The organism is Stenotrophomonas sp. Steno-Z10-BAI (assembly GCF_056393115.1).
Map to the genome: position 1 here is coordinate 670,246 of NZ_JBWJOZ010000002.1, position 18,347 is coordinate 688,592.

The 18,347-nt window shown below is 66.8% G+C and carries 17 protein-coding genes; 10 read left to right on the forward strand and 7 right to left on the reverse strand.

Translation table 11 applies throughout. The features are described 5' to 3' along the window. Positions 1-44: 44 nt before the first annotated feature. The 5 genes from crcB to AC06E9_RS07820 all read right to left on the reverse strand — a co-directional run bounded on the left by crcB (position 45) and on the right by AC06E9_RS07820 (position 6,986). Positions 45-443: a fluoride efflux transporter CrcB gene (gene crcB, locus AC06E9_RS07800; protein WP_478055846.1), complete on the reverse strand. Its 399-nt coding sequence runs from the start codon at positions 441-443 to the stop codon at positions 45-47. Further along, positions 443-1,744, reverse strand: a complete 1,302-nt coding sequence (locus AC06E9_RS07805; RefSeq protein WP_478055847.1) for a replication-associated recombination protein A — start codon at positions 1,742-1,744, stop codon at positions 443-445. Before AC06E9_RS07805 ends, crcB begins: the two co-directional genes overlap by 1 nt. Positions 1,745-1,839: 95 nt before the next feature. After that, the gene (gene lolA, locus AC06E9_RS07810; protein ID WP_121036783.1) at positions 1,840-2,478 is read right to left on the reverse strand and encodes an outer membrane lipoprotein periplasmic chaperone LolA; all 639 of its coding nucleotides are present in this window, start codon (positions 2,476-2,478) and stop codon (positions 1,840-1,842) included. A gap of 107 nt (positions 2,479-2,585) precedes the next feature. After that, positions 2,586-4,550 (reverse strand): DUF3857 domain-containing transglutaminase family protein, encoded by a 1,965-nt coding sequence (locus AC06E9_RS07815; RefSeq protein ID WP_478055925.1) that lies wholly within the window; start codon positions 4,548-4,550, stop codon positions 2,586-2,588. Positions 4,551-4,628: 78 nt separating this feature from the next. Continuing rightward, complete coding sequence (locus tag AC06E9_RS07820) at positions 4,629-6,986, reverse strand: DNA translocase FtsK (RefSeq protein WP_121036781.1); 2,358 nt, start codon at positions 6,984-6,986, stop codon at positions 4,629-4,631. A 255-nt stretch (positions 6,987-7,241) separates the two neighbouring features. On the opposite strand from AC06E9_RS07820, the gene trxB reads away from it, so the two are divergent. The 5 genes from trxB (at position 7,242) to AC06E9_RS07845 (ending at position 11,074) form a co-directional block, all read left to right on the forward strand. Then, positions 7,242-8,204 carry a thioredoxin-disulfide reductase gene (trxB, locus tag AC06E9_RS07825; protein WP_121036780.1) on the forward strand — a complete coding sequence of 321 codons (963 nt, stop codon included), beginning with the start codon at positions 7,242-7,244 and terminating at the stop codon, positions 8,202-8,204. A 114-nt stretch (positions 8,205-8,318) separates the two neighbouring features. Continuing rightward, on the forward strand, positions 8,319-9,446 hold the full coding sequence (locus AC06E9_RS07830; RefSeq protein WP_461769802.1) for a GNAT family N-acetyltransferase: 1,128 nt from the start codon (positions 8,319-8,321) through the stop codon (positions 9,444-9,446). Beyond that, positions 9,443-10,192, forward strand: coding sequence for a leucyl/phenylalanyl-tRNA--protein transferase (gene aat / locus AC06E9_RS07835; RefSeq protein WP_152150803.1), 750 nt, complete (start codon positions 9,443-9,445; stop codon positions 10,190-10,192). The genes AC06E9_RS07830 and aat overlap by 4 nt, the downstream gene beginning before the upstream one ends. 86 nt (positions 10,193-10,278) lie before the next feature. After that, positions 10,279-10,497: a translation initiation factor IF-1 gene (gene infA / locus AC06E9_RS07840; RefSeq protein ID WP_005409596.1), complete on the forward strand. Its 219-nt coding sequence runs from the start codon at positions 10,279-10,281 to the stop codon at positions 10,495-10,497. Between the two features lie 214 nt (positions 10,498-10,711). Further along, a complete protein-coding gene (locus AC06E9_RS07845; RefSeq protein WP_478055848.1) occupies positions 10,712-11,074 on the forward strand; it encodes a hypothetical protein in 363 nt (120 codons plus the stop codon). Positions 11,075-11,156: 82 nt separating this feature from the next. On the opposite strand, the gene clpA is transcribed toward AC06E9_RS07845, so the two are convergent. Then, positions 11,157-13,436, reverse strand: a complete 2,280-nt coding sequence (gene clpA / locus AC06E9_RS07850; RefSeq protein WP_123729238.1) for an ATP-dependent Clp protease ATP-binding subunit ClpA — start codon at positions 13,434-13,436, stop codon at positions 11,157-11,159. A gap of 375 nt (positions 13,437-13,811) precedes the next feature. Continuing rightward, positions 13,812-14,144, reverse strand: coding sequence for an ATP-dependent Clp protease adapter ClpS (clpS, locus tag AC06E9_RS07855; protein WP_478055849.1), 333 nt, complete (start codon positions 14,142-14,144; stop codon positions 13,812-13,814). A gap of 94 nt (positions 14,145-14,238) precedes the next feature. On the opposite strand from clpS, the gene AC06E9_RS07860 reads away from it, so the two are divergent. The 5 genes from AC06E9_RS07860 to AC06E9_RS07880 all read left to right on the forward strand — a co-directional run bounded on the left by AC06E9_RS07860 (position 14,239) and on the right by AC06E9_RS07880 (position 18,260). After that, positions 14,239-14,703 carry a type III secretion system chaperone family protein gene (locus AC06E9_RS07860; protein ID WP_121036774.1) on the forward strand — a complete coding sequence of 155 codons (465 nt, stop codon included), beginning with the start codon at positions 14,239-14,241 and terminating at the stop codon, positions 14,701-14,703. A 1-nt stretch (position 14,704) separates the two neighbouring features. After that, a complete protein-coding gene (locus AC06E9_RS07865; protein WP_152150796.1) occupies positions 14,705-15,166 on the forward strand; it encodes an NUDIX hydrolase in 462 nt (153 codons plus the stop codon). Next, positions 15,163-16,302 (forward strand): tRNA 2-thiouridine(34) synthase MnmA, encoded by a 1,140-nt coding sequence (mnmA, locus tag AC06E9_RS07870; RefSeq protein ID WP_478049519.1) that lies wholly within the window; start codon positions 15,163-15,165, stop codon positions 16,300-16,302. The genes AC06E9_RS07865 and mnmA overlap by 4 nt, the downstream gene beginning before the upstream one ends. Further along, entirely contained in the window at positions 16,299-16,913 is a 615-nt protein-coding gene (gene hflD, locus AC06E9_RS07875; RefSeq protein WP_152150794.1) for a high frequency lysogenization protein HflD, read from the forward strand. The genes mnmA and hflD overlap by 4 nt, the downstream gene beginning before the upstream one ends. Positions 16,914-17,069: 156 nt before the next feature. Further along, complete coding sequence (locus tag AC06E9_RS07880; protein ID WP_478055850.1) at positions 17,070-18,260, forward strand: methyl-accepting chemotaxis protein; 1,191 nt, start codon at positions 17,070-17,072, stop codon at positions 18,258-18,260. Positions 18,261-18,347 lie beyond the last annotated feature (87 nt).

The following is an 18,347-nucleotide window of genomic DNA, read 5'->3' on the forward strand; positions in this document are numbered from 1 at the left end:
TAATCCAGCGTTTTCCGTGGATTTCTGCATTTGCGACGCACGCGTCAGCGCCACGCCTCTGCCACGCGCGCGCCAGCCCACACCAGCAGCATGCCGCCGAGCAGACTGATGCCCAGATACAGCGGCACCATCAGACTTCGATCGGTACGGGTGAACACCAGCGACTCCAGCATCATCGACGAAAACGTGGTCAACCCGCCTACGATCCCCACGATCAGGAATGCGCGCCAGTACACCGCGGCCGTGCCCCGACTCTGCAGCCAGATCATCACGTAACCCGCCACAAAGGCACCAACCAGGTTCACCGTCAGCGTGCCCCACGGGAAGCCAGTGCCGAACTGGCGCAGCATCGCATCGCCGATCATGAAACGCAGCGCCGCGCCCAGTGCGCCACCGGCCATCACCAGCCCGAGCTGCTGCCACCAGACGCCCAGGCCTTCCATCAGTCAGTGCCTTTCTCGGCCCGCGCCTGCGCACGTGCGGCACGCAGGCGATCCAGCTTCTCTTTCAGCTTGATCTCCAACCCGCGCGGCACCGGTTCGTAATACACGCGCTCGCCCATCGCATCGGGGAAGCCGGTCTGATCCAGCGCAATCCCACCGTCCGCGTCGTGATCGTATTGATAGGTCTTGCCGTAGCCCAGCTCCTTCATCAGCTTGGTCGGCGCGTTGCGCAGGTGCAGCGGCACCTCCTGGGTACCGGTCTCGCGCACTTCCTGCTTGGCCTTGTTGAAGGCGGCATAGCCGGCGTTCGATTTGGCGGTACTGGCCAGATACAGCACCAGCTGCGCAAACGCGAGCTCGCCCTCCGGGCTGCCCAGCCGCTCGTAGATGTCCCAGGCCTCCAGCGCCATCGACTGCGCGCGCGGATCGGCCAACCCGATATCCTCGATCGCCATCCGGGTCAGGCGACGTGCCAGATACGACGGATCACAGCCACCATCGAGCATGCGCGTCAGCCAGTACAGCGCGGCATCCGGGTTGGAGCTGCGCACGGATTTGTGCAGCGCCGAGATCTGGTCGTAGAACTGCTCGCCGCCCTTGTCGAAGCGACGGGTGCGATCGGCCAGCACCTGCACCAGCATCTCCGGACTGATCCGCCCGCCGTCGCCAGTGGCCAGCTCGGCCGCGATCTCCAGCAGGGTCAAGGCCCGGCGCACGTCGCCGTCAGCGGCGGTCGCGACTTCCAGCAGCGACTCGGGAGCCACCTGCAGGTCTTCGCTGCCGAGGCCGCGCTCGCTGTCGTGCAGCGCACGCTCAAGCGCCTCGACGATGTCGGCCGGCGACACCGATTCGAGCACGTGCACGCGGCAGCGCGACAGCAGCGCCGAGTTCAGTTCGAACGAGGGGTTTTCGGTGGTGGCGCCAACGAACACGATGGTGCCGCGTTCGATATGCGGCAGGAACGCATCCTGCTGGGCTTTGTTGAAGCGGTGCACCTCGTCCACGAACAGCACCGTGCGGCGCCCCTCGGCGAAACGCTGCGCGGCTTCGGCCAGCACCTGGCGCACCTCCGGCAGGCCGGACAGCACGGCGGAGATCGCACGGAACTCGGCATCGGCGTAATGCGCCAGCAGCAGCGCCAGGGTGGTCTTGCCGCAGCCCGGCGGGCCCCACAGGATCATCGAGTGCACATGGCCGGACTCGACCGCCCGGCGCAGCGCACTGCCCGGTGCGAGCAGGCGCTTCTGGCCCACCATCTCATCCAGCGTCTGCGGGCGCATCCGCTCGGCAAGCGGGCGCATATTGTCCCGATCCACGGTCAGCAGATCGGGCCCGTTGAAAGTCGTTCGGTTTCTGGCCACGTCTCTATTCTATCGCGGCCGAACGCCCGCGGCCTTTACTCGCCGATGACGTCCACACCCTTGGCCGGGGTAAAGCTGAAGGTGCCCGAGGCGAAGCTCGGGTTGCGCTTCCACCCGGTGAAGCTGATCACCGTGCGCTGGCCCACCGCATCTACTACTTCCATGCGGGCCAGGCCCTGGCCATTGAAGCCCAGCGCGGCGTACTGGAAGGCAGTGTCGGTCTCACGCTTCGGGCTCAGCGACAGCCACTGCAGGCCATCGCGCACGGCGGCCTCTTCGCTGACGTCGTATTGCTTGTCCAGCAGGGCCGGATTGATCAGCGCGGTCAGCGGGCTGTTCTGCTCCTCCTGCCCCTGCGGGCGCACGCTGGCCTGCTCCAGGTCCGGCTCGTAGACCCAGACCTTCTTGCCATCGGCCACGATCAGCTGCTCGTGCGGCTTGATGTACTCCCAACGGAACAGGCGCGGCGCGGACAGTGCAACGCGGCCGCTGGTGTTCTCCTTGACCTTGCCCTTGCTGTCGAACACCTGCTGGCTGAACTGCCCGTCCAGGCCCTTCAGGCCCTGGGTGAAGCGATTGAGCTCATCACGGGCGCCTGCCCAGGCCGAAGCCGAGCCGACACTGGCCACGACCAGGGTGGCGGCAAGCAGGGAGCGGCGGAAGGTGGTGTGCATGTGAGGTATCCAGGCAAATGGGAAGGATGGAAGGCAGTGTGCCCATTCAATCCTGAATGGGCGATCAGGGGCACATTATGCGCTGGAAGCCGCTTGCCTAACGCGGTTTACGGCCCGGCCTGCACCGTCTTCAGATCCCCATACACCACCTGCCCGCGGAAGCCGCGACGGACCTGCTGGTACAGCTCGCGGAAGGCGGCGTAATCCTGCGGCTGGCACAGCGCATCCGCCCCGCGCACGGCCCGCTGGTGCAGCCGATGGTGCGCGGTGATCAGCTGCCCCTCGCGCGTCCAGTCCACCTGGTACTCACCCGCCGCATTGCCGAAGTGCTGGCTGCGCGGGATCGCCACGATCGGCACGTTCGCCGGGAACGTCAGCTGGTAGCGCTCATCGCGCAGACTGTCGTTGCAATAGAACGGCGTGGCGTTTTCCGGCGCCGACGTGCTGGCATACAGGTCACGGAACGATTGGCTGCCCGGGGCGTCAGGCAGCACCATTCCGCCGACCACGCCAAAATCGACGTAGTCGCTGGCCAGGAAGTCATAGCGGAAGTTGAACGGCCGGGTCAGGTCCTGCGGGTCGCCCAGCAGTGTCAGTGCGCCACTTCCGTCGAAGCCGGAGGCGGCCATCATCGATTCTTCGGCACGCGCCCGGTTCTGCGCGTTGAGCCGTGCGAAAGCTCCGCGCATGCCAATTTCGGTCACACCACTGGGGTGCAGCACGGTCTGGCCAGACAGATTGCCCGCCGGATCGAACCGGAACGCCGCCTCGATCCCGGTGCCGTTGCGCGAGGCATCGTTGGCCGGAGTGCGCGCCACCACGGCCTGACGGGTATGCAGCACCGGCGCGCCAAGATCGCCCTCCGGCAGCTGGCCAACACGCGCATAGGACGCGGTCGAGTCCAGGTACAGGTCGAACTCGGGGATGTAGGTGATGGCGTGGTCGAAACGGCCCAGCAGCGGAATCGCCGGCAACGTCGGCCCACCGCCGGCACCGATCAGCACCGGCGTGCTCTGGATGCCACGCGCAGCCAACAACGCCTCCAGGATCACGACATGGTCTTTGCAGTCGCCGTAGTGGTTGTCGAGGATGCTCTGCGCCGGGTTGGGTTCCAGCCCGCCGTTGCCGAGGTACACCGCCACGTAGCGGATGTTCTGCGCCACCCAGCGGTACAGCACGGCGGCCTGCTCGCGACGGTCGGTGATGCCACGGGTGAGCTCGTCGGCCAGCGCCTGGATCTGCGGCGTGACAGCGGCGGCCTCGCCACCCTTGAGCTGGTAGGCCTGCGCCACCTGCGACCAGTCACGGTACGTACTGGCCATGATGGTGGGGCTGTACTCCCACGCGGCGGCGGACCAGTTCTGCGCCTTCAGCGGATCCGTACGCCGGTACGTCCATTCCCAGTGCGCCATGCCATTGCGCACACGCGGCACCTGGCTGCCCTGCACGCCCCGCTGCTCCACCTGCATGGGCAGATCGGCAGGCGCGCTCAGGGTCACGCGGGCATCGTCGTACTGGGTGAACGCGCTGAAGGTTTCCCACAGGCCGAAGTAGCCCGGGAAGTACGGCGTGTTCTGGGTGCGCCGGGTCTGGTAGACCACGCGCGTACCGGGCGCCAGATTCGGGAACACCACCACGCGCACCTTGCGGTCGGCGTACATCGCCGCAGCCGCGCTGGAATAGCTTTCCTGCGTGTAGATGCGGTCGGCCGGCACGTCCCGACGCTGACCATCGGCGGTGAGGGTGTAGGCCTGCAGCACCTCCAGCGTTTCCATCTTCTCGCTGTAGCTCAGCCGCACCTGGCTGAATTGCTCGACCGCCGATGTGGTCTTGAGCAGGATCTCGTACGCTTCGGTCTGCGTATTGCCCGCATCCGGGCGCACCACGTAGTCGGCGCGATAGCGCACGAAGCTGAAGTTGTTGTTGGCCTGCGCTTCAGCGCCTGCGGCCGGGCCGCCCTGCCCGCCCGGGCTGGTCGGTGCTGCGGGTGTCACGGGTGCCGGCACGGGCTGGGCATCGGCCCACGCCACTACGGGCGCGAGCGTCATGGCGCCCAGCATCGTCCAGATCATCGGCTTCATTGCAGGTTCCTTGTGCTCGGCAACACCCGGGCCGCGCCCGGGTTCTACGCAGCCAGGCCGGGGCCGGCGTTACTTGGGCGGAGGCGGCGCCAGCACGCTGCGGTCGCCGTTGTGCTCGGGCGGGCTGACCACGCCAGCCGCCTCCATCGCTTCGATCAGGCGCGCGGCACGGTTGTAGCCGATCTTCAGGCGACGCTGCACGCCGGAGATGGAGGCACGACGGGTTTCGGTGACGATGCGCAGAGCCTCGTCGTACAGCGGATCGGACTCATCGCCGCCACCGCCTCCCGCCTCGGGCAGGCCACCGGGGCCGACCACGACGCCATCGCCCATCATCTGCACTTCGTCCAGCACGCCGGTGATGTAATCGGTCGGGCCGCTGGCCTTGAGATGTTCGACCACGCGGTGCACCTCCTCATCGGAGACGAACGCACCATGCACGCGGTCCGGCAACGCGGTGCCCGGCGGCAGATACAGCATGTCGCCGTGGCCCAGCAGCGTTTCCGCGCCGGACTGATCGAGGATGGTGCGCGAATCGATCTTCGAGCTGACCTGGAAGCCGATACGGGTCGGGATGTTGGCCTTGATCAAGCCGGTGATCACGTCCACCGAGGGGCGCTGGGTGGCCAGGATCAGATGGATGCCGGCCGCACGCGCCTTCTGCGCCAGGCGCGCGATCAGCTCTTCCACCTTCTTGCCGACGATCATCATCATGTCGGCGAATTCGTCGATGAAGATGACGATGAAGGGCAGCGTCTCCAGCGGGCGCGGGGCCTCGCCGAGTTCCGGGTTGGGCTTGAACAGCGGGTCCATCATCGGCTGCCCGGCGTCCTGGGCATCCTTGACCTTCTTGTTGAAGCCGGCCAGGTTGCGCACGCCCACTGCGCTCATCAGCTTGTAGCGCCGCTCCATTTCGGCCACGCACCAGCGCAGGCCGTTGGCGGCCTCCTTCATGTCGGTGACCACCGGCGCCAGCAGATGCGGGATGCCCTGGTAGACGCTCAGCTCGAGCATCTTCGGGTCGATCATCAGCATCCGCAGGTCTTTCGGCGAGGCCTTGTACAGCAGGCTCAGCACCATCGCATTGACCGCCACGGACTTGCCCGAGCCGGTGGTACCGGCCACCAGCAGATGCGGCATGCGCGCCAGGTCGGCCACGGTCGGCCGGCCGGCGATGTCCTTGCCCAGCGCGAGCGTCAGCACGCTGGCGGACTTGTCGTACTCCTTGGAGCGCAGCAGTTCGGAGAGATAGATCATCTCGCGGGTGACGTTGGGGATCTCCAGACCCACCACCGACTTGCCCGGGATCACATCGACCACGCGCACCGACTTCACCGACAGACCGCGCGCGATGTCCTTGTCCAGCGAACTGATCTGGCTGACCTTGATGCCAGGGGCCGGCTCGATTTCGAAGCGGGTGATGACCGGGCCGGGATAGGCACCGACCACCTGTGCATCGATGCGGAAGTCCTTGAGCTTGAACTCGATCTGGCGCGAGAGCGTCTCCAGCGTGCCTTCGTCGTAGCCCTTGGGCTGCGGCTTGGGATCATCCAGCAGCGCCAGCGGCGGCACATCCGAGCCATCGCCATTGACCCCGCGGAACATCGGAATCTGGGTCTCGCGCTTGGCGCGATCACTCTTCTCCAGCACCGGCTCCGGGCGCGGCTCGATCTTGACCGGCTCGCGCTTGGCGCGGACCTCGGCGTCGACCTTGCGCACTTCCTGGCGTTCCTCGCGCATCGCGCGGGTCTGCTGCCACTCGGTGGCCTGCTCTTTCTTCTTGTTGAACAGCGGCGGCAGCGCCAGCACCCAGTTGCCGATCTTCTCCATCACCACGAACCAGGAAATGCCCGTGGCCAGGGTGATCGAAGCCAGAAGCAGGACCAGTACGAACAGGTTGGCGCCCAATGCGCCGAAACCGACGCTGAGCGAGCTGCCCACCAGCTTGCCGAGGATGCCGCCGGCATGGGCCACATCGGCCACGAACAGGCGCAGGTGCAGGAAGCCGGTGCCGGCGATCAGGAACCCGACCAGGCCGACCAGGCGCAGCGCCGGATCCAGATCATGCTCGCCCTTGGCCTCGCGCTTGAGCCCGAACATCGCGATCCAGGCCAGTGCGCCCAGCACGATCGGCAGCACAAAGGCCATGTAGCCGAACAGCTGCAGCAGGACGTCGGCGATCCAGGCACCGGCGCGACCGCCCATGTTGTGGACCGGCGCGACCACGCTGCCGGTGTGCGACCAGCCGGGGTCGGTGGCCGAGTAGGTGAACAGACTGGCGACCAGATACAGCAATGCCGGGGCGACCGCGATCAACCCCAGGTCGCGCCACAGGCGCTGCCGGCGCGGATTGTCCTCGCCAGCCGGTTTGCGCGGCGCTGCCTTGCTGTCGGACGCCTTGGCTCGTTCCGGGACCTGTTTCGCCACCTTAGACCACACCTTGGGAATGCACTGTTAGTGCTTGATAATAAACGACTGGACCCCACCCCGGTAGGTGCCGGCCGTCGGCCGGCACGGTCAGCGTCAAAACTCCGGCACCGGGATGGGCGTCGTGCTTTGCGGGTCGCCGCGTTCCACTGCGCGCCTTGAATCGCCCCGCCCCTGCCGCCACTCTATGACTTCGCTCGGACGCCGCGCAATCACCCTGCCAGCGTCCCGCCCTACCTTCTATTGCGAGCTTACATGAGCAACTCCAAGCACTCCCGCCTGTTGATCCTTGGTTCCGGCCCGGCCGGCTGGACCGCCGCCGTCTACGCCGCGCGCGCCAACCTCAAGCCCGTCGTGATCACCGGCCTGCAGCAGGGCGGCCAGCTGATGACCACCACCGAGGTCGACAACTGGCCTGGAGATGCACACGGCCTGATGGGCCCGGACCTGATGACCCGCATGCAGGCGCACGCCGAGCGCTTCGAGACCGAGGTCATCTTCGACCACATCCACACCGCCGATGTCTCCCAGCGCCCGTTCAAGCTGATCGGTGACAGCGCCGAGTACACCTGCGATGCCCTGATCATCGCCACCGGCGCCACCGCCAAGTACCTGGGCATCCCCAGCGAAGAGGCCTTCAAGGGCCGCGGCGTGTCGGCCTGCGCCACCTGCGATGGCTTCTTCTACCGTGACCAGGACGTGGTCGTGGTCGGCGGCGGCAACACCGCCGTGGAAGAGGCCCTGTACCTGTCCAACATCGCCCGCAAGGTCTACCTGGTCCACCGCCGCGACACCCTCAAGGCGGAAAAGATCATGCAGGACAAGCTGTTCGCCAAGGTCGCCGCCGGCAAGATCGAGACCGTGTGGCACCACCAGGTGGACGAAGTACTGGGCAACGAGGCCGGCGTGACCGGTGTGCGCGTCAAGTCCACGCTGGACGGCAGCACCCGTGACATCGAGGCCCATGGCTTCTTCGTGGCGATCGGCCACCACCCCAACACCAGCCTGTTCGATGGCCAGCTGACCATGAACAACGGCTACCTGGACATCCGCTCGGGCCTGGGCGGCAACGCCACCCAGACGTCGGTGGAGGGCGTGTTCGCCGCCGGCGACGTGGCCGACCAGCACTATCGCCAGGCGATTACCTCGGCCGGCTTCGGCTGCATGGCCGCGCTGGATGCCGAGCGCTATCTGGATGCGAAGGGTCAGGCGAGCTGATCTGCCGCCCGTATCGCGCAGCCCACGAAGGCCGGTGAATCATTCACCGGCCTTTTTACTGACCGGTACGTTCCGCACGCCCTGCGCCCGTCCCGCCTGCTCTATCCTCTGTCCATGCCCGATCCACGTTTCCTGCATCGCCTGTCCGATGTCCCCGCCGCTGCCTGGGACGCCCTGCACGACGGCCGCAACCCGTTCCTGTCGCACGCCTTCCTGGCCGGCCTGGAAGAGCACGGTTGCCTGCGCCCGGAGTGGGGCTGGCGCCCGCGCCACTTCACCCTGTGGGACGGGGGCGCCCTGGTCGCGGCGATCCCCGGCTACCTCAAGGACAACTCCCACGGCGAGTTCGTGTTCGATCACGCCTGGGCCCACGCGTACGCCCAGCACGGGCTGGACTACTTCCCCAAGTGGCTGGGCGCGGTGCCGTATTCGCCGGTGACCGGCCCGCGTTTACTTGCCGGCACCACGGAGGATCGTGGCGCGCTGCTGGCAACGCTGGCGGGCGAAGTGGCACGCCTGGGCTGGTCCTCGGCCCACATCAACTTCCACCCCGCCGATGAAGACCCGGCCTTCAGCCCGGACTGGCTGCTGCGCGAGGACATCCAGTTCCAGTGGCACAACCCCGGAAGCTGGGAGACCTTCGACGACTTCCTCGGCGCGATGGACCACAAGCACCGCAAGAACATCCGCCAGGAACGCGCCAAGCTCGCGCGCAGCGGTGTCACGTATCGCATCGTGCATGGCGATGAGGCGACCGAGGCCGACCTGCGCGCCATGCATGGCTTCTACCTGCAGACCTTCGCCGAGTACGGCAACTCGCCCGCGCTCACGCTCCCGTTCCTGCAGCATCTCGCCCGCACGATGCCGCGCGCGCTGGTGATCTTCCTGGCGGTGCTCGATGGCGAGCCGGTCGCCGGCGCGCTGTGCCTGCGCGGTGCGGACACCCTGTACGGGCGCTACTGGGGCGGTGCCACCTTGCCCGGCCTGCATTTCGAGACCTGCTATTACCAAGGGATCGCCTACTGCCTGCGCGAAGGTCTGACCCGCTTCGAGCCCGGCGCCCAGGGTGAGCACAAGCTGGCGCGCGGCTTCCTGCCGCACCGGGTGCGCAGCCGGCACTGGATAGCCCAGCCTGCATTCGCCGAGGCACTGATGGCGTGGTGCGCACAGGAACGCGCCGAGGTCGCCCACTACGCACGTGTGCTGGCGTCGCACAGTCCGTTCAAGGCCGACCCGGCATGACCCGCCGCCTGCCCTGGCGCCTGGACGACGCGCCGGACGCCCCCTTCCCGCCCGCCGAGACCGCCCTGCGCGATCCCGACGGCCTGCTCGCCCTCGGCGGCGACCTCTCGCCGGTGCGGCTGCTCAATGCCTATGCGGGCGGCATCTTCCCGTGGTTCTCCGAAGGCCAACCGCTGCTGTGGTGGTCGCCGGACCCGCGCATGGTGTTCCGCACCGACGGCGTGCACCTGTCCAGCCGCTTTCGTCGCTCCCTGCGCCAGAGCACCTGGACGCTGCGCGCCGATACGTGTTTCGAGCAGGTGATCGATGCCTGCGCAGCCAGCCCGCGCCCCGGCCAGGACGGCACCTGGATCACGCGTGACATGCGGGATGCGTATGTCGACCTGCACCGGCTCGGCTTCGCGCACTCGGTGGAGGTATTCGATGGCGATGCCTTGGTCGGCGGCATCTACGGGGTGGCGATCGGGCGGATGTTTTTCGGGGAAAGCATGTTCAGTGCGGCATCGGGCGGCTCCAAGGTCGCCCTGGCCGGGCTGGCCCATCGGCTGGCCAGCTGGGGGTGGCCGCTGATCGATGCGCAGGTCGAAAATGACCATCTGCTGCGCATGGGCGCTGAGCACTGGCCCCGGCAGCGCTTTCTCGCGCTGGTCCGTGAACAGGCCCTACAGCCAGCCGCCGCAGGCGATTGGGGGGATATGTTCGGCACGCTGGCCGCCGCCGACATCGCTGATCCGGACCGGCCTTAACCAAAACTTTGCATCAAACGCCCGACGCGCGTAAAATGCCCGCTCTTCAGGCCAGCTCGGCCGGTTACAGAACTGCACAGGACTACATGTCGAAAGACGACTCCATCGAGTTCGAAGGCACCGTCAGCGAGACGCTGCCGAACACCACTTTCCGCGTACGACTGGAAAATGGGCATGAAATCATCGCCCACATCTCCGGCCGCATGCGCAAGAACTACATCCGCATCCTGACGGGCGACCGCGTCAAGGTCGAAATGACCCCGTACGACCTGACCAAGGGTCGCATCACCTACCGCATGAAATAAGCGGTCCGGGGGTTGTTCCCGCCAGAAGGCCAGCCAGGTGCTGGCCTTTTCGCGTGGGCGGCATTCAGCCGGCAGCGGCCTTACCCTGCCAAGCGGCACCCTGACCCAGTGCACCCTGACGTCGGTCAGGATGCCTTGATGCAGATTCGCTCCGGCCTGCAAGCAGCCACGCTGGCGGTCGATCCAATCCGGATCACGACCCGATGGCCCCGCCATGAAGTACCTGTCTCCCCTGCTCCTGATCACCTGTCTGGCCGCCGCGTCGGCCCAGGCCGCCGAACCCACCGCCCCCGGCGACTGCATCACGCTCTCTGCCGATCAACAGCTGGTACGCAACAGGGCTGACCGCGATGTGCTGCTGCGCAATGGCGCCCAGCACTACCTGGTGCGCTTCGAACGCTCCTGCAGCAGCGCCGCGATGTCGCCGAAACTCGCCTTCGTCACGCCTGGCCGGGGGGGGCAACTCTGCGGCGCAGGGGCCAGCAACCTGCGTACCAATGCACAGAGCTGCGCGATCAGTGCCATTGATCCGATCACCGCCGAAGAATTCACACGTAAGGCACGCGCGCGCCAGTGATCGGCCACGCACCCACGCCCGCGTAAACAAAAGCCCCCTTTCGGGGGCTTTTGTATTCATCTCGACAGCACCTGCCGCCCGATTACACCGTGGCCGGCAACAGACGCTCCGGTTCGGCCTCGGTCTCGACAAACAGCTGGTCGTCGCGGACGTCGATGCTGACCTTGCCACCGTTGACCAGCTTGCCGAACAGCAGCTCGTCGGCCAGCGGACGCTTGATCTTGTCCTGGATCACGCGCGCCATCGGGCGGGCACCCATCAGCGGGTCGAAGCCATGGTGGGCCAGCCAGTCGCGCGCGGTCGGGGTGGCCGACAGGCTGACGTGCTTTTCCTGCAGCAGCATTTCCAGCTCGATCAGGAACTTGTCCACCACGCGCAGGATGTGCTCGAAGCCCAGCGCCTGGAACTGCACGATCGCATCCAGGCGGTTGCGGAACTCCGGCGTGAAACTCTTGCGGATGACTTCCATCGCGTCGGTGGCATGGTCCTGGCGGGTGAAGCCGATCGAACGCCGCGAGGCCTGGGCCGCGCCGGCATTGGTGGTCATCACCAGCACCACGTTCTTGAAGTTCGCCTCACGGCCATTGGTGTCGGTCAGCACGCCACGGTCCATGACCTGCAGCAGGATGTTGAAGATGTCCGGGTGGGCTTTTTCCACCTCGTCCAGCAGCAGCACGCAATGCGGGGTCTTGACGATCTTCTCGGTCAGCAGCCCCCCTTGGTCGAACCCTACATAGCCCGGGGGAGCACCGATCAGGCGGCTGATCGAGTGTGACTCCATGTACTCGCTCATGTCGAAGCGGACCAGCTCGATGCCCAGCTGCAGCGCGAGCTGCTTGGTCACCTCGGTCTTGCCCACGCCGGTCGGGCCGGAGAACAGGAAGTTGCCGATCGGCTTTTCCGGATTGGCCAGGCCCGAGCGGGCCAGCTTGATCGCCGAGGACAGCGTCTCGATGGCCGGGTCCTGGCCGAAGATCACCATCTTCAGGTTGCGCTCCAGATGCTGGAGCACGTCCTTGTCGGTCGCGCTGACCTGCTTGGCCGGGATGCGGGCCATCTTGGCGACGATGGTCTCGATCTCCTCGATGTCGATCAGTTCCTTGCGCTCACCGTCCGGCAGCAGGCGCTGGCGGGCACCGGCTTCGTCGATCACATCGATCGCCTTGTCCGGCAGCAGGCGGTCGTTGATGTGCTTGACCGACAGATCCACCGCGGCCTGCAGCGCGTCATCGGCGTAGGTCACGCCGTGGTGCGCTTCGTACTTGGGCTTGAGGCCCTGCAGGATCTCGTAGGTTTCGCCCACGGTCGGCTCGACGATGTCGATCTTCTGGAAGCGGCGGGCCAGGGCCCGATCCTTCTCGAAGATCCCGCGGTATTCCTGGAAGGTGGTCGAGCCGATGCAGCGCAGCTCGCCCGAGGCCAGGGCCGGTTTGATCAGGTTGGAGGCATCCATGGTGCCGCCCGAGGCGGACCCGGCGCCGATGATGGTGTGGATCTCATCGATGAACAGCACCGCGTTGGGCAGCTTCTTCATCGCGGTCAGCACGCCCTTCAGGCGCTTTTCGAAATCACCGCGGTACTTGGTCCCGGCCACCAGGGCGCCCAGGTCCAGCGAATAGATCACCGCATCGGCGAGCACGTCCGGCACGGAGCCTTCCACGATGCGCTTGGCCAGGCCTTCGGCGATCGCCGTCTTGCCCACGCCTGCCTCGCCCACATACAGCGGGTTGTTCTTGCGGCGCCGGCACAGGACCTGGATGGTGCGCTCGATTTCATCGGCACGGCCGACCAGCGGGTCGATCTTGCCGTTGCGGGCCTGCTCGTTGAGGTTGCTGGCGAACTCGGCCAGGGCATCGCCCTTGCCTTCGCCCTCGGCACCCTCGGTACGGCCCTCGCCATCGGCGGCAGGGGGCACTTCGCCCTCCTCGCCCAGCTTGGCGATGCCGTGGGAAAGGTAATTGACGATATCCAGCCGGGTGACGTCCTGCTGGTTGAGGTAGTACACGGCATGCGAGTCCTTCTCGCCGAAGATCGCCACCAGTACGTTGGCGCCGGTGACTTCCTTCTTGCCCGAGGACTGCACGTGGTACACCGCGCGCTGCAGCACGCGCTGGAAGCCCAGCGTCGGCTGGGTATCGCGCCCATCATCTTCGGCCAGGCGCGAGACCGAAGCCTCGATGGCCTGTTCCAGTTCCTGGCGCAGGCGGTCGGCATCCGCGCCGCAGGCCTTGAGGACGGCCTGGGCGGACGGGTTGTCGAGCAGTGCCAGCAGCAGGTGTTCCACCGTCATGAATTCATGCCGGGCCTCACGGGCGCGCTTGTAGCACTGTCCGATGGTGTGTTCGAGGTCTTTACTGAACATGATTAACTCCGGCGGCAGTTAGGAACAATATGCGGCCAACCTTCACGATTTCCATCACCCTAGCGGATCAGTGCGTTCAGACGGCGTTAGCACTTGCCTGATCGCGCCCGTCCATTCGACGAGCCTCCATCATGCACGAACTTCCGGCCACGAAATGGCAGCTTCACCGTGATGGCGATGTCACGGCCAGCCAAAGGTGGTGCAGCGACAGCCGGTGGCGCGGAGAAGGGCGTGGCGCGCGTGCCATGGTCGGACCGCCAGGACGGGCTTGGCAGCAGGCCCGGCGCAGGGCCACGCCGGCCGCTGCGGGCCGGATGTCATTGTGGGTGGAACAGTGCGGATCGCGGGCACACGCAGTGCAGGCCCGCCAGAACGTCAGCCGTTGGCCTTTTCCATCGTGCACAGCAGCGGATGCTGGTTCATGCGCGAGAACTCGTTGACCTGGGCCACCTTGGATTCGGCGACCTCGCGGGTGAACACCCCGCACACGCCGCGGCCGCGGGTATGCACGTGGAGCATCACCTGGGTGGCCTGGTCCAGATCCATCGAGAAGAAATGCTGCAGGACCGTCACCACGAAATCCATCGGGGTGTAGTCGTCGTTCAACAGCATCACCTGGTACATCGGCGGCGGCGCGACCTCAGGGCGTGCAGGCTCAAGCAGCACGCCATGGTCGTGATGAGTTTCGTGGGAAGTCTCGCGGGGCATCCCCACATTATAGGGCTCCAGCCCCCGGATTGGACGTTGCCCCCTGCCGCCCTTCACAATCTGCACTCTCCAACCAGACCTTCACAGGGATTTCATGAAAAGGATTGCTGCCGCACTGCTGCTGGCCGTGACTGCCACCGGCGCCCATGCGGCCGAGCCGGACAAGGCGGTCGGGCGTGCCCTGGACACGCTGAAGTACACCTACGAGGTGGACGAAGACGGCGACTACAAGATGGTCTTCGACATGGATGATGGCCGCAGCCAGCTGGCCTTCGTGCGCTCCACCGTCGAGGAATTCGGCAAGCACAAGATCCGTGAGATCTGGTCGCCGGCCTACAATTCGCCGGGCAAGCAGTTCCCCGCCGCCGTCGCCAACCGCCTGCTCGAAGACTCGCAGGATGCCAAGATGGGTGCGTGGGTGAAGCAGGACCAGCTGGCGATGTTCGTGGTCAAGGTCGATGCCACCGCCACCCCGGAACAGCTCAGCGACGCCATCGATGCGGCCGTCCGCACCGCCGATGCGATGGAGCTCGAACTGACCGAGCAGGACGAATACTGAGGTGAATGCCGTGCAGGAACCGCGCTGGACGCCCCATGTCACCGTGGCCACCGTGGTGGTGCGTGATGGGCGTCTGTTGCTGGTCGAGGAGGCGATCGACGGGCGCCAGGTGCTGAACCAGCCCGCTGGGCACCTGGAGCCGGACGAATCGCTGGCGGCGGCCGCCGTACGCGAAACGCTGGAAGAGACCGGCTGGACGGTGCGCCTGAGCGCCTTCATCGGTACCTACCAGTGGACCGCCCCGGATGGCACGCCGTTCCTGCGCTTTGCCTACGCGGCCGAACCGGTGTCGCACGATCCCGGCCGGCCGCTGGACGACGGCATCCTGCGCGCGCTCTGGCTGACCCCGGCCGAGCTGAAGGCCGATCCCGGCCGCCTGCGCAGCCCGCTGGTCTGGCAGGTGGTCGCCGATTACCTGGCAGGCCAGCGCCACCCGCTCTGCATCGTCAAGGAGGCTGCATGAGCACCCCGCGCATCATGGTGGGCGTCTCCGGCGGCGTGGACTCCTCCGTCGCGGCCTGGCGGCTGGTCCAGCAGGGCGAGCCCGTAGCCGGGCTGTTCATGCAGAACTGGGCCGATGACGGCAGCGGCGATTGCCGCGCCGAAGATGACCGCCGCGATGCCGTGGCCGTCTGCGGCCTGCTCGGCATCCCGTTCCACTTCCGCGATTTCTCCAGCGAGTACTGGCAAGGGGTGTTCGAGCACTTCCTGGCCGAGTACGCCGCCGGCCGCACGCCCAATCCGGACGTGCTGTGCAACCGCGAAGTGAAGTTCAAGCATTTCCTCGATGCCGCGCGTGAGCTCGGCGCCGAGCGCATCGCGACCGGGCATTACGCCCGCATCGCGCAGGTCGGCGGCCGCTGGGCGCTGCTGCGCGGCGCCGACCGCAGCAAGGATCAGAGCTACTTCCTGCACCAGTTGGGCCAGCAACAGCTGGCCGCCACGCTGTTCCCGATCGGCGATCTGCAGAAGAACGACCTGCGCCGGATCGCCCGCGACGCGCGCCTGCCGACCCACGCCAAGAAGGATTCCACCGGGATCTGCTTCATCGGCGAACGCGACTTCCGCGAGTTCCTCGGCCGCTATCTGCCGGCGAAAACGGGCGAGATCCGCGATCCGGATGGCGCCCTGATCGCCGAACATCCCGGCGTGTTCTATTTCACGCTCGGCCAGCGCGAGGGCCTGAACATCGGCGGCGTGCGAGGCCGGCCGGCGGCGCCGTGGTACGTGGTCGGCAAGGATGTCGCCAGCAACGTGCTCTACGTGGACCAGGACCGCGAGAGCCCGTGGCTGCAGTCCACCCGGCTGCACTCCGAGGCCGCCCACTGGATCGCCGGCGCCCCGCCCGCGCGCCGGTTCGAGTGCACCGCCCAGACCCGCTACCGTCAGCCCGACGAGCCGTGCACCGTCACGGTGCGCGACGATGGCACCCTGGAGGTGCGCTTCGCCCGCCCGCAGCGTGCCGTCACCCCCGGTCAATCGTTGGTGTTGTATGACGATGAGGTCTGCCTCGGCGGCGCCGTCATCGCCGCCACCGATGCCCCCCTGGAACAGCGCCTTCGCGCCACCCCTTCTCCTTTCGAGGTATCTGCTGCATGAGTTTTTCCGTCGACGACCGCGTTCTTGCTCTGGCCGGCATCGCCCAGGCCCTGCAGCAGGTCCGCCGCATCGCCGAAACCGGCCACTCCGAAGCCGCCGTGGTCCGCACCGCGGTGGAGAGCGTGTTCCGCATTGACGCGGCCAGCCCGCAGGAGATCTACGGCAGCGCCAGCAATGTCGCCCCGGGCCTGCGCCTGCTGCACAACTACCTGAGCAGCCAGGGGCAGGACGAGCACCTGCCTCGCCTGGCCTTGTCCGTGCTGCAGCTGGAGCGCCGGTTCGTGCGTGAGAACGAGATCGTGGCCAAGGTCAGCACCGGCATCGAGCGCGCCCAGGCCCAGGCCAGCGAACTCGGCGACAGCGCCCACCCGGATGTGCTCGCCGCGCTGGGCGGCCTGTACGCAGACACCATCAGCAACCTCAAGCCGCGCGTGATGGTCCAGGGCAATCCGCACTACCTCGGCCAGGCCGGCGTGGTCGCCGAGATCCGCGCCCTGCTGTTGGCGGCGGTCCGCTCGGCGGTGCTGTGGCGCCAGACCGGCGGCCAGTACTGGGACTTCCTGTTCTCCCGCAAAACAATGCTCGAAGCGGTCGCGCGCCAGCTCCGCTGAGCCGCCGTGGAGGGGCCGCCGACGGGATCGGCGGCCCAGCGTTGTGCCCCTTGGATCGAGGCAAGTGCGTATCGACGGGCGGAAAAATCATGAGGACGGCTAAAGCAAACCGGGGTACGGCCGATACAGCATCCGTGCACCTCCCCGAGAACGTCCATGTACTCACGCCTCTTCATTCGTCTGGCCGCCCCCCTGGCCCTGACCCTTCTGCTTCCCTTTGCCATCGGCTTCGAGTGGCCCGCCGCCCTGCGTTGGGCGATCCTGAGCACGATGACGCTCAGCTGGCTCGGGTTTGCCTGGTGGAGCGCCCGCGCCCAGACCCAGCGTTCGCCTGAGCAGGCCCGCATCCTGCGCGAGCAGGACCAGTTGCTGACCGAGCTGCGCTCGTTTGTCGGCAACGAAATCGAGGGCTCGCGTGGCGAAGTCGAACGTGCCCGCGATCTGATCCGTCATGCGGTCGGTGGCTTGGGCAGCAGCTTCGATGCCATGAACCGCAAGTCGCGCCAGCAGAGCCAGGCCCTGGCCCGCATCGTCGACCGCGCCGGTGACGAAGGTGGCGCCGGCGTCGACGTGGCCCGTTTCGCCCAGCATGCCAGCCACCGCATGGAGCAGCTGGTCGAGGCGCTGGAGCAGGTCAGCGGCCAGAGCAGCACCACCGTGCAGCACATCGACCAGATGGCGCAGCACCTGGATGGCATCTTCGCGCTGCTGGAAGACGTCAAGTCGATCGCCGACCAGACCAACCTGCTGGCCCTGAACGCTGCCATCGAGGCCGCGCGTGCCGGTGAAGCCGGCCGCGGTTTCGCGGTGGTCGCCGATGAAGTCCGCAATCTGTCCGAGCGCTCCACCACCTTCAACGAGCAGATCCGCAAGCTGGCCCACAGCTCCAAGGACGCCATCGCCAAGGTGCGCGAGACCGTCTCGCATATGGCCTCCCGCGATATGGACCGCTCCCGCGAAGCGCGCCATGAGGCGGCGCAGATGCTGGACAACGTGGCCCAGATCAACGCATCGCTGGGTGACGGCATGCGCGAGATCTCCGAGTGCGGCCGCGCCATCGACAGCAGCGTCGCCGAAGCCGTGCGTGCCCTGCAGTTCGAGGACATCGCCACCCAGGCCCTGGGCGGCGTGCACACCCACCTGGATCGCCTGACCGCGATCAACCGCGAAGCGGTGGCCCTGCAGGAACTGCTGCACCGCAGTGGCGGCGTGTTCGACGAAGAAGTCGTGACCGCCCTGCAGCGCACCGGCACCCGCCTGCGCGACATGCGCACCGAGTGGGAGCGCCCGCCGCACAAGGCCGTTGCCCAGCAGAGCATGGCCGCCGGCGCGGTCGAGCTGTTCTGATCCAGCGGCACCGTGCCCCTCCGGGCACACCCTGCGGCCCCGGTTTACCCCGGGGCCGTTGTGCTTGCACTACCCGCCTTGGCTGCA